The organism is Microcoleus sp. Aus8_D2, from assembly GCF_036702665.1.
GTDB lineage: Bacteria > Cyanobacteriota > Cyanobacteriia > Cyanobacteriales > Microcoleaceae > Microcoleus.
In genome coordinates, this window is sequence record NZ_JAUBUN010000028.1 from 89,931 (window position 1) to 100,780 (window position 10,850).

Below are 10,850 nucleotides of genomic sequence, written 5' to 3' on the forward strand. Positions count from 1 at the left end.
TATCTTGTGTTGTTAATCCCGAGCTCTAATGGGCTGAGGGAAATCTCTAGCTGGCTGAGCGAAGCCGAAGCCATCCCCCCAATTCCAGCTAAAATATCAGCACTCTCCGCATCCAACGCCGCAATCTCATCGATAATTTCCTGCGGTTCCCGCAACGCCGATTCTTCAGCCTTATTCGGATTCTTCACCGACAAATCGAACGTCTCCATATCTATATCAGTAACATCCAACAGCCAAGACTTATCCGACTCAGCAAACGTAGCCTGTAACTCCACAAACTCCCGTAAATCCTCATCATTGAGCGAGTTTGTTTTACCCATATTCCGCCCTGGATCGAGTTGATAATACCAAATTTTCTGAGTTGCCATTCCCTCATTTAAAGGTTTACCCTGAGAAAATAAAGGCATTCCCTGAACCGAGTCAAAGGGCTTTCCTTTATCAAAAAACAGCACCACCGTTTTCACCCCCGCCCCGATAAAAGTCCCACCCGGACAATCCAAAATCGTATGCAGATTGCAACTGCTCAAAAGCTCTTGACGCAACGCCCGCGAAGCATTATCCGAATTTGACAGAAACGTATTTTTAATAACCACCGCCGCCCTACCGTCGCGCTTCATAATTTTGATGAAGTGCTGCAAAAACAAAAACGCTGTCTCCCCAGTTTTAATCGGGAAATTCTGCTGCACCTCCGGGCGTTCCTTCCCCCCAAACGGCGGATTAGCCAGCACTACATCAAAGCGATCCTTATCCTGAATGTCGCTGAGATTTTCCGTCAGCGTGTTGGTGTGAATGATATTCGGCGCATCAATACCGTGCAAAATCATATTCATGATCGCAATCACATAAGCTAAACTCTTCTTTTCTTTGCCAGTAAAAGTATGATTCTGAAGAATTTCTAGCTGTTTCGTCGTCAGATTACCCTGGCGTAAATAGTCGTAACTCTCGCACAAAAACCCCGCCGAACCGCAAGCACCATCATAAATACGATCGCCAATCTGCGGTTTTACCACTTGAATCATGGCGCGAATCAACGGGCGCGGCGTGTAATATTCGCCACCATTGCGCCCCGCATTGCCCATATTTTTGATCTTGGCTTCATAGAGATGGGAGAGCTCGTGTTTTTCCTGTTGAGAGCGAAAACGTAGCTCGTCCACATACTCCAGCGCATCCCGCAAGCTGTAACCGCTTTGGAACCTGTTCTTAATCTCGCTAAAAATCTCGCCAATCTTGTATTCGATCGTATCTGGACTGGTAGCGCGTTGCTTGAAACCCTGTAAATATGGGAATAACTTCCGGTTGACACAATCAATCAAATCATCGCCAATCAGTGCATTATCGCGATCGACAATCCTATTGCTACTCAGCGTAGCCGAAGTATCGGCCTTTTTGGGAGCCGCCCAAGATGACCAGCGATGCGCCTCATCTATAATAAACTCGTAGGGCTTCCCAGCCAGTTCTGCTTCTAATGCCCTTTCCTGCTCCAAATCATCCAAATACTTCAAAAACAGCAGCCAGGAGGTTTGCTCTGTATAGTCTAACTCCGTAGTACAGCCCGCCTCATTCCGGAGAACGTTATCAATATTTTTAAAGGTTTGCTCAAACATTTAACTTTGCTACCGGATGTTTGCAGTTACTGTTTTAGAGTATATGGCGATCGAGGACAGTATGGCGATCGCGATTTTAGTTTTCTTGTAATACGCTTGGGTTCAAAGAGTCCAGTCGCTCAAACCCTATGAAAAATAGACACGGTTTGCTTCGTTGCTCTCTTCGGACAATCTTAACCCAAGCGATTTTGGTTTTCTTGCGTAGAGCTACTTATCGATTAAAACTTCGCCAACCTCTCAGCTTCAACATGAAACATTTCAATTCCGGTTGTTACAAAATAAAGCTTTAAAACCCCGTGACTTTTGTCCGGGGATGTGAGATTGTTGCAGATTTTAATCTGCCTTCAGTCTTTTTAGATTGACAGATTTAAACTACTTGTATCCAGTTGAAAGTATGTTAAATTTCGGACTTCTGTGCTTGCGGTTCCGGCACAGTAACTTCTACATCCGGCAGATTGACAGCAACTTCCGCAGATTCTGCAATCTCGATCGCCTCGGGAGTGCGCTTAGAAAATCCCCAGACAAACATCAAGGCGATACAAGAAACTACCAGCCACTGCGGAGGTACTAAATCTTGATTAATGACTTTCACCAGCAATCGCATTCCTACGAAGCCGACTGTAATGTAGCCAGCAGCTTCAAGGTGTACGAACTCATCGAGCCAGCGGATGAACAAGCCGGCCATAAATCGCAGAGTTATAATTCCAATTGTTGCGCCAGTCAACACCAGCCAAGTTTGGTCAGAAATTGCGATCGCAGTAGTAACGCTATCCAAAGAAAATGCTAAATCCGTGAAAGCAATCACTGGAATTGCTTTCCACAGAGACGAAAATCTGGGGCCGTGATCTTCTCCATCAGAGTTAGCATCTAAGGCAAAGTGCTGGAAAACTAGCCACAGCAGATAAAGGGCTCCCACCAGTTCAAACTGCCAGAACTGGATCACCCAAGTCGCCGTTAAAATTAGTGCTATCCGCAGCACAAAAGCAATTATTAAACCGATGTTGAGAGCTTGTTGCTCTAGCTTTTCATCTTCCAAGCCTTTGGAAATAGATGCCAGGGCGATCGCGTTGTCAGCCGAAAGTACAGCCTCCAAAGCCACCAACACCAACAATAATAAAAATGTGTCAACTCCCAAATTGGGCGAAGTGTCGAGAAATTGATCTAGCATTAACTATTTTTTTGTGCACCTAAGATTTGCAAGCCAAGAGCGCAGCGCAAATCACCGGCTCTGTCTAAAATGAGTGTCACCTTCATTTATCTTAACCTATAGCGTTAACTTTGTCGCAGGCGATCGTCCAAACGAAGTTCGGCTTCTGTAGCAGTGTACAGGATTTAAGGGATGTAACTGATGGATGTTGAGCCTAGAAGTCCGATCGAAGATTTTGCCGGCGGACGCACTCTCCGACTCCCTCAATCCTCCCCCGACGCGCCAAATTTGTTGCAAGTTGTTACAAATGATTCCCAAAAGCGCCAATTTGTCTCAAATTGGTGAAAGCTCGTGCCCGCGAAAAGGAGTTTTCCCCAGATGTCTTTAACAGATACCCAAGTCTACGTAGCGCTCGTCATTGCTTTGATTCCCGGAATCTTGGCTTTCCGGCTGTCAACTGAACTGTACAAGTAGTTTCGAGACACCAGTAGCGAACCGCAAAACGCCTGCCCTTGCACTTAAATCTCAAAATTACAGACAATTGCTGCCGTCGTGGAGTAGATTGTTTGTGGTCAGCAAGACGAGACTGCAAGGGCAGGCATTTTTATTGGCAAATTCCGTCTCAGGCGTCACCCAGTCTCAAAAATTAGGGCTGTGAACACCCTGACAAACAGGGGCGGGTGTGCGTTAAGCTCAGAATTTGCTCTTTTGCGCTCTCAAACGTCAGTCTCAGGTATTTGAAAAAAAAAATTATGCAAGCGATTCAACCTACGGTTACCCCACTTCGTCCTGTAAAAACCCCCCCTCGGGTTACTCCTCGTCGCAGCAGCAGCCGCCAGCGTTCCTACCCTCACCAAACGCTCGCCGCCGAAACAGGAGTCAAGTTAGCAGTCAACATGGTTCTTTCAGTCTGTGCAACTTCTGCTTTGATTCAGCTTTGGCCTCACTACCGGGCTGTGCAAGAAAAATTGCACGAAATCCAAGCTGAAGTCAATCTTACGAGCGAGCGAGTAGAGAAGTCGCGATCGGACTTTAACCGCTACTTTGACCCCAGTCAGGCTAAAAGTGTCATGCAAGAGCAAAGCAATCGAGTTGATCCCCAGCAACGTCCGGTGATTTTGCAGGATCCCCAAGCACCCGATGCCGAGGAATCCACCCCGCAACCTTAATCGTGAGATAGCAACCTTAATCTGAAGATTGTTGTAGGATGTGCACCGCGCACACAGAAGAGCGGGCGAATGGAATTCGCTGCTATACAAACAAAACCCACTCGCCTGCGGGTTGAAGAACGGGTGGTTGAAATTACCTTATTTTCTTCCGTCGGCGTCCGGCGGACAATGTTTGTGTAGCCGCGAATTCCATTCGCCGTCTTGGCTCTGGCCGAACGTCAGAAGAGCGGGTTGAAGAACGAGTGGTTCAAATTACCTTATTCTCTTCCGTCGGCGGAGGCGGACAATGTTTGTGTAAACCTGGTTTCAACCGCCGTCTTCGCCATCACAGTTTTTTCTTTCAACAGTTGCAGTGCAGCTTGATATTGCAAGTCTTCTTCAGTCCCGATTCGATCGCGCGCAATCGGTTCTAACGGCACTACGCGATCGGGCGCAATCCCCAATTTATTAATATCCGTGTGGTTCGGCGTCTCGTACTTAGCCACAGTCACAGCCAACCCAGAACCGTCAGACAAATCAAACAGCGACTGAATGAGCCCTTTCCCGAAAGTCTTTTCGCCCACCAGTTGAGCTCTGCCGTTATCTTGCAGCGCACCAGCCAAAATTTCGCTAGCACTGGCTGTTCCCTTGTTTACCAAAACAATTAGCGGATCGCCAGTCAAGGCTTGTCCAGAAGCCTCAAAACTGCCGAGAATGCCTTGTCTGTTGACTGTGTAGACGATCGTCCCAGAATCGATCCACAAGCGCGCAATTTCAATCCCCGCTTGCAACAGCCCGCCCGGGTTGTTCCGCAAATCGAGAATGTAGGAGGCGGCGCCTTGTTTTTCCAAACGCTCTATGGCGTGGGCGACTTCCTCAGTGGCGTTAGCACTGAATTGACTCAAGCGAATGTAGCCCAGCGGTAAATTGTCCGGCCCCGACTGCAATTCGGCATAAACCGGATTTAAAGCAATGCGATCGCGCACCAGCTCAATGTCTTCAGGAACCTCCCTTCCTTCGCGTCCCAAGGTCAAGGTAACGGGAGTGCCGATGCGGCCGCGCATTCGAGTTGCAGCCTCGTCTAGGCTCAATTCAGAGGTAGGAGTGCCGTCAATTTTCAAAATGCGATCGAGCGGTTGGATGCCAGCTTTATCCGCCGGCGAACCGGACAAAGGAGCCACCACTGTCAGGGTATTTGTCTGGGGGTCGATCGCAATTTGCAGCCCAACACCCGTCAATTCTCCCGAAGTGTTGACCTGCAAACTGCGGTACTGTTCCGGTTTGAGCAGTCGAGTGAAAGGATCGTCAAGATTCGCTAGCATCCCTTGAATCGCCGTGTAAGTCTGCTGTCTGTCGTTGAGCGGTTCCTTGACTGCTTTTGAGCGAATCGACCACCAGTTTTTCGAGTTGAAGGTGTCATCCACATAAGAGCGGTTGACAATTCGCCAAGCTTCGCTCAAAAGCTGCTGTTCTGGAGTTAGCGCCGCCGCCGGAAGAGCCCATGCGCCTAGAACCAGGACGACTTGGACGAAGAAGATAATTGCTGTCTGGAAAACTCGTCTCTGCATGATTTTTTTGTGTCAAAGATAGGCAAGTATGGCATTTCCTGTATTTTAAGTTTGTAAGCTTTTAAGCTTTTGTGCAGTCAACTGTCCCGGAGACATTCAGGATTCATCATTGCCCAGCCGCGAACAAAAAATTAGCTAATTGTAACATTTAATCGCAAAATTAGTGAATTTTTATCATGAATATTAAATTTTACGCCTGGGCCACCCGAACTGCCGGCTCGGACTTTGCTTCTGGGCTCGGCTCTTGGCTGTATGCCAGCTTGGGGCGGATGTTGAGCTGGCAGAAAATGCTATTTGAGACGAAGGCAAAAGCATCGCTCCGTGAAATCTGTACAGCAATTATGTTACATTTTTTATCACAGTCTGGAATTCGATCGCGCAACGCCAGCGAGTAGGGACAAGCTACAGCTTAGTTTCCCAGTGCTCGCGGGCGATCGCACAAAAGATTTCCTTTCGTGGGCTCCAAATTTAAAAATAGCCTCAGGCATTTGCTAGTAAAAGCCAACTGCTCGGCACGGGGCGACCAAAAAACCTTGTGGCTGCTGCCCTGAACCTCAACCACAGCAATATTCTTTTAGGAATTCTGGCTCCATGTTTTCTAAACAAATCACCGAATCAAAAACCTACCAGTGGTTTGATGAACGCCTGGAAATTCAGGCGCTCGCAGACGACATCACTACAAAGTATGTACCTCCCCACGTCAACATCTTCTATTGCTTGGGCGGAATTACTCTAGTTTGTTTTCTAATCCAGTTTGCCACCGGCTTCGCCATGACTTTCTATTACCGTCCCACGGTAGCAGAAGCTTTTTCTTCAGTGCAATACCTGATGAATGAGGTCAACTTCGGCTGGCTGATCCGCTCCATCCACCGCTGGTCTGCCAGCATGATGGTACTGATGATGATTTTGCACATCTTCCGGGTTTACCTGACCGGCGGCTTCAAAAAGCCCCGCGAATTAACCTGGGTGACAGGAGTCATCTTGGCAGTCATCACTGTTTCTTTCGGCGTCACAGGCTATTCGCTACCTTGGGATCAAGTCGGTTACTGGGCCGTTAAAATCGTTTCCGGCGTACCCGAAGCTATCCCGTTTGTCGGTTCTACACTTGTAGAACTGCTACGTGGCGGTGTCAGCGTTGGTCAAGGCACCTTGACTCGCTACTACAGCTTGCACACTTTTGTGTTGCCTTGGCTGATTATCGTCTTCATGCTGGCTCACTTCTTGATGATTCGCAAGCAAGGCATTTCTGGCCCATTGTAAATTTTGAGTTGTGGGGGTGGGATTTTTTTTGCCCCCCTGCTGAATTTTGGGTTGAAAATTCAGAATTCATCTCTCATGATATTTATTACGGTCAATACTTCCTGCGATCGCCCCGCTGATTTGGACTAACGAATACAGCGGAATGCCAGGTTCGGGTACAACTAAAAGGAGAAGACTCTCACTATGTCTATTATCAAAAAACCAGATTTGAGCGATCCAGAGCTACGCGCTAAGCTCGCTAAGGGCATGGGTCACAACTATTACGGCGAACCAGCTTGGCCCAATGACTTGCTCTACGTTTTCCCGATCGTAATCATGGGAACCATTTCTCTGTGCGTCGGTTTGGCTGTACTTGACCCAGCTTTAGTTGGCGAACCTGCTAATCCTTTTGCTACTCCGCTAGAAATTCTGCCGGAATGGTATTTGTGGCCAGTGTTCCAACTCCTGCGCGTTTTACCTAACAAATTGTTGGGTATTGCTTGCATGGCTGGCGTTCCCCTCGGCTTGATTTTGATTCCGTTCATCGAAAACGTGAACAAGTTCCAAAATCCGTTCCGCCGCCCTGTGGCTACCACTGTCTTCCTGTTGGGAACTGCGGTAACTCTGTGGTTGGGTATTGGTGCTATTTTCCCGATCGACAAATCTTTCACGCTGGGTCTGTTCTAAGATTTAAGCTTGTTTGATTGTGACGCCCGCGGGTTTCCTATAAAGTGCTTTTGTACTTCTAGGAAACCTTAGCGGGCGTCATTTTATTGTAGATTTGAGATGTTAGATTTGAGATTTTAGCCGTAGGGTGTGTCGCCATTAAAAATTTCTGAATAAAATCAACTTTTCGAGTAGCGACGCACCTGGCTTCTGCAATAACTCTTGTAAACAAACCCCAAAATATCTTATAGCAATAATTGAGAGAAATGGTATGGCTCTCCTGATGTTTAGGTGATAATTCAGCCTTATCTATCTTCAAACCATTGCCCTATAAGGCTTTCAATTCAAGATGAATGATGGAGCTATCCCTCTACCCCCCACTTTTTCACCATAAGTCCAGGAGAGCCAATGGTATTAGAGCCGATAATTCAGAAAAACACAGGAGGATTAAGCTATGGTAGATAATTTATCAATTCCCGAAGATTATAATATTTTCCTGCGGGAACTGAAAGAACGAATCCGCAATGCTCAAGTACGGGCAGCACTTTCTGTTAACCGAGAATTAGTATTGCTTTATTGGCAAATCGGACAGGACATTTTAAATCGGCAACAGCAGCAAGGATGGGGAACGAAAGTTATAGACACTTTGGCCGCTGACTTGCAAAAAGCATTTCCTGAGATGAAAGGTTTCTCATCTCGCAATCTTAAATATATGAGGAGTTTTGCGGAAACTTACGCAGATTTTGAATTTGTGCAGCAGGTTGTTGCACAAATTCCTTGGGGGCATAATCTCCGCATTTTGGATAGTGTGAAAAATGCCGTTGAACGCGAGTGGTATATTCACCAAACTATCGAGCAAGGATGGAGTCGAAATGTGTTAGTTCATCAGATAGAAAGTGGGCTGTATCGACGGCAAGGTAAAGCTGATACTAATTTCTCTCGCACTCTGCCAAGCCCGCAATCATAACTGGCTCAACAGTTATTTAAAGACCCTTATAATTTTGAGTTTCTGAGTTTAGGGAAATCAGCGCAAGAGCGAGATTTATAGAAGGCTTTGATTGAACGAATCCGTGATTTTTTGCTGGAGTTGGGGGTAGGGTTTGCTTTTGTGGGGAGTCAGTATCATCTAGAGGTTGAAGGGGAAGATTTTTATCTTGATTTATTGTTTTATCATTTACGTTTGCGTTGTTTTGTGGTAATTGACTTGAAGGTGGAAGCGTTTAAGCCGGAGTTTTCGGGTAAGATGAGTTTTTACGTTTCGGCTGTGGATGATTTACTGAAACACCGGGATGATATGCCGACTATTGGGATGATTTTATGTAAGAATAAAAAGCAAAAAATTGTGGAATATTCTTTGCGAGATATGAATAAGGCGATCGGCGTTTCTACTTATCAATTGCGAGAGGCGTTACCGGATCAGTTGCAAGAGAGTCTGCCGAGTATTGAACAGTTGGAAGCTGAATTAGAAGCGGTAAATATGGAAATTGATGAGGAGTTACCGTAGGGTGCGTCCCTTGGCATAAATCTTGGGAGCATCTCATTTTTGCAAAAAGCATTTTTTTTACAGTGCGAGCTGTCGCGAGCTCGCGACAGCTCGCACTACTACAAATGCAAAACTGAGATGCACCCTAAATCTTTCTGTACAAATCGAACATCTAGCAGCGGCGCACCCTACAAGAGGCAGGTTCAACTCCCATTAAATTTTATTACAAATACTGGACAAAAAACCGAGAATATGCAGCGTAAATCCTCGGTATATTTTGCATAACTGCGGAACATCAGACCTATAAAATAATAGCAACTGCCGCAGGTGCAAGCTATGTCCTCACAGAAGCCGTTAATTCTTGATTTTGCCCAGACAGAGGCGATGAAATCGATTCTGCCGCATCCGGCAATTCTATCGAGTCACGAGGCAAATTGGCAGGGAATTCACGTCGAATATCACCATCAGCCCGCAACCGAATCTCCCGAGCACTGTCTCCAACAGCACAGCATTGGCATTATCCTCAATCCAGTTAGAGTGGGAGGAATGCTGAACGGGAAAGACTGGGGGTGCGATCGCTGGCAAAGTGGAGATATGTTCATTATTGCGGCTGGTAACTATTACCAGTCATCTGCACTCGAAGAATCTGAATTTATAGCGATCGCCCTTGACCCCACTCAGTTCGACAATACAGTTCACGAATCCACAAACGCCAATCCCATTGAAATTATACCGCACTGGCAAACCCGCGATCCATTAATTTTCGGCATTGGCTGGGCCCTCAAAACCGAACTCGAATCAGGCGGATTAAACGGTACTCTCTATGTCGATGCACTGAAAAACGCTCTTTCACTTCATTTACTGCGCCACTATTGTGCACAAAAACCGAAGCTAGGAGATTTTGCAGGCGGTCTCGAACCTAGCCAATTGCAGATAGTTATTGACTACATTAATGACTATCTCAACCGAGATTTGCATTTGGGTGAACTTGCTAATTTAGTCCACATGAGTCCTTATTATTTCACTCGTTTGTTCAAACAATCTACCGGAATTGCACCACATCAGTATGTGACAAAATGCCGGATTGAAAAAGCCAAGTTGTTGTTAAAACAGCCGGGATTTTCCCTAGCATATATCTCGCAGCAAGTCGGGTTTAAAGACCAAAGTCACTTTAGCAAGACTTTCTGTAAAATTGTTGGTGTGACTCCTAAGAAGTATCGCGATTCACTTTAATCTGAGCCATCGAAATTACCCAAAAGATTTGGTATTCAAGAGTTTTCGGATTTGCCAGCAAGTGTGCCGGGGAATTAATTCTCCGTCTCATAGCCCAAGTCGGTTTTAACTGAAATCTTGCACCAATGTCAATTGGGCATCTTTCGTGGGGTGGGGGCGGGTTTATTGAACCTGTTTGCTGCGTTTAAAACTGTTGGCGAACCCGCCCCTACAGGCTATTGAGAATGGTGCAAGATGTGAGTTTTAACTGAGATTTTGCACCAATGTCAATAATCCTGTAGGGGCGGGTTCGCCAACCATCTCTAACTCTCACCAACAATTGGAATAAACCCGCCCAGCCCCACGAAAAATCTCCTATTGACTCAGTTAAAACCGACTGCAAAAAACAATTAAATTACCATCATCAATATCAGTCCTCTTGAGCGAGGACTTTCGCTATGAGACAGGGGTTTTTAACCCCTGGCGGACTATCGGAATCACCCAAGATTTTTGGCACTCAAGAGTTTGTGGATTCACCCACAAGCCCGCCGGAGAATTAATTCCCCATCTCATAGCCCAAGTGAGTTAAAACTCACATCTTGCTCTCCGCGTCAATTGGGGATTTTTCGTGGGGCTGGGCGGGTTTATTTAAGCTGTCTGCTGCCTTCGATGTTTGTTGGCGAACCCGCCCCTACAGTCAATTGGGGATTTTTTGTGGGGCTGGGCGGGTTTATTTAAGCTGTCTGCTGCCTTCGATGTTTGTTGGCGAACCCGCCCCTACAG

At 46.5% G+C, this 10,850-nt stretch carries 12 protein-coding genes; 9 read left to right on the top strand and 3 right to left on the bottom strand.

Translation table 11 applies throughout. The features are described from left to right. On the bottom strand, positions 1 to 1,604 hold a 1,604-nt coding region (locus QUB64_RS21200), incomplete at its 3' end, for a class I SAM-dependent DNA methyltransferase (protein ID WP_333274754.1). 397 nt (positions 1,605 to 2,001) lie between these two features. Further along, the gene (locus tag QUB64_RS21205) at positions 2,002 to 2,772 is read right to left on the bottom strand and encodes a TerC family protein (protein WP_333274757.1); all 771 of its coding nucleotides are present in this window, start codon (positions 2,770 to 2,772) and stop codon (positions 2,002 to 2,004) included. Between the two features lie 180 nt (positions 2,773 to 2,952). On the opposite strand from QUB64_RS21205, the gene QUB64_RS21210 reads away from it, so the two are divergent. The 3 genes from QUB64_RS21210 to QUB64_RS21220 all read left to right on the top strand — a co-directional run bounded on the left by QUB64_RS21210 (position 2,953) and on the right by QUB64_RS21220 (position 3,920). Then, positions 2,953 to 3,096, top strand: coding sequence for a hypothetical protein (locus QUB64_RS21210; protein WP_333274760.1), 144 nt, complete (start codon positions 2,953 to 2,955; stop codon positions 3,094 to 3,096). Between the two features lie 33 nt (positions 3,097 to 3,129). Continuing rightward, positions 3,130 to 3,225, top strand: coding sequence for a photosystem I reaction center subunit XII (gene psaM / locus QUB64_RS21215; protein ID WP_015174804.1), 96 nt, complete (start codon positions 3,130 to 3,132; stop codon positions 3,223 to 3,225). 278 nt (positions 3,226 to 3,503) lie between these two features. After that, positions 3,504 to 3,920, top strand: coding sequence for a hypothetical protein (locus tag QUB64_RS21220; RefSeq protein WP_333274762.1), 417 nt, complete (start codon positions 3,504 to 3,506; stop codon positions 3,918 to 3,920). A gap of 257 nt (positions 3,921 to 4,177) precedes the next feature. Here QUB64_RS21220 and ctpA read toward each other — a convergent pair whose 3' ends face one another. Next, entirely contained in the window at positions 4,178 to 5,467 is a 1,290-nt protein-coding gene (ctpA, locus tag QUB64_RS21225) for a carboxyl-terminal processing protease CtpA (RefSeq protein WP_333274765.1), read from the bottom strand. 176 nt (positions 5,468 to 5,643) lie between these two features. On the opposite strand from ctpA, the gene QUB64_RS21230 reads away from it, so the two are divergent. The 6 genes from QUB64_RS21230 to QUB64_RS21255 all read left to right on the top strand — a co-directional run bounded on the left by QUB64_RS21230 (position 5,644) and on the right by QUB64_RS21255 (position 10,088). Beyond that, on the top strand, positions 5,644 to 5,862 hold the full coding sequence (locus QUB64_RS21230) for a hypothetical protein (RefSeq protein ID WP_333274768.1): 219 nt from the start codon (positions 5,644 to 5,646) through the stop codon (positions 5,860 to 5,862). A gap of 196 nt (positions 5,863 to 6,058) precedes the next feature. Further along, on the top strand, positions 6,059 to 6,727 hold the full coding sequence (petB, locus tag QUB64_RS21235) for a cytochrome b6 (RefSeq protein WP_333274771.1): 669 nt from the start codon (positions 6,059 to 6,061) through the stop codon (positions 6,725 to 6,727). A gap of 183 nt (positions 6,728 to 6,910) precedes the next feature. Next, complete coding sequence (gene petD / locus QUB64_RS21240; RefSeq protein WP_333274774.1) at positions 6,911 to 7,393, top strand: cytochrome b6-f complex subunit IV; 483 nt, start codon at positions 6,911 to 6,913, stop codon at positions 7,391 to 7,393. Between the two features lie 433 nt (positions 7,394 to 7,826). Then, positions 7,827 to 8,339 (top strand): DUF1016 N-terminal domain-containing protein, encoded by a 513-nt coding sequence (locus QUB64_RS21245; protein WP_333274777.1) that lies wholly within the window; start codon positions 7,827 to 7,829, stop codon positions 8,337 to 8,339. 87 nt (positions 8,340 to 8,426) lie between these two features. Further along, positions 8,427 to 8,876 (top strand): PDDEXK nuclease domain-containing protein, encoded by a 450-nt coding sequence (locus tag QUB64_RS21250; protein ID WP_333274782.1) that lies wholly within the window; start codon positions 8,427 to 8,429, stop codon positions 8,874 to 8,876. A 315-nt stretch (positions 8,877 to 9,191) separates the two neighbouring features. Then, positions 9,192 to 10,088 (top strand): AraC family transcriptional regulator, encoded by an 897-nt coding sequence (locus tag QUB64_RS21255; protein ID WP_333274785.1) that lies wholly within the window; start codon positions 9,192 to 9,194, stop codon positions 10,086 to 10,088. Positions 10,089 to 10,850 lie beyond the last annotated feature (762 nt).

Excerpts from the sequence above, each read along its gene's own strand:
- petD (WP_333274774.1), top strand. The coding sequence starts at position 6,911 with ATGTCTATTATCAAAAAACCAGATTTGAGCGATCCAGAGCTACGCGCT.
- QUB64_RS21220 (WP_333274762.1), top strand. The coding sequence starts at position 3,504 with ATGCAAGCGATTCAACCTACGGTTACCCCACTTCGTCCTGTAAAAACC.
- ctpA (WP_333274765.1), bottom strand. The coding sequence starts at position 5,467 with ATGCAGAGACGAGTTTTCCAGACAGCAATTATCTTCTTCGTCCAAGTC.
- QUB64_RS21245 (WP_333274777.1), top strand. The coding sequence starts at position 7,827 with ATGGTAGATAATTTATCAATTCCCGAAGATTATAATATTTTCCTGCGG.
- psaM (WP_015174804.1), top strand. The coding sequence starts at position 3,130 with ATGTCTTTAACAGATACCCAAGTCTACGTAGCGCTCGTCATTGCTTTG.
- petB (WP_333274771.1), top strand. The coding sequence starts at position 6,059 with ATGTTTTCTAAACAAATCACCGAATCAAAAACCTACCAGTGGTTTGAT.
- QUB64_RS21210 (WP_333274760.1), top strand. The coding sequence starts at position 2,953 with ATGGATGTTGAGCCTAGAAGTCCGATCGAAGATTTTGCCGGCGGACGC.
- QUB64_RS21230 (WP_333274768.1), top strand. The coding sequence starts at position 5,644 with ATGAATATTAAATTTTACGCCTGGGCCACCCGAACTGCCGGCTCGGAC.
- QUB64_RS21255 (WP_333274785.1), top strand. The coding sequence starts at position 9,192 with ATGTCCTCACAGAAGCCGTTAATTCTTGATTTTGCCCAGACAGAGGCG.
- QUB64_RS21205 (WP_333274757.1), bottom strand. The coding sequence starts at position 2,772 with ATGCTAGATCAATTTCTCGACACTTCGCCCAATTTGGGAGTTGACACA.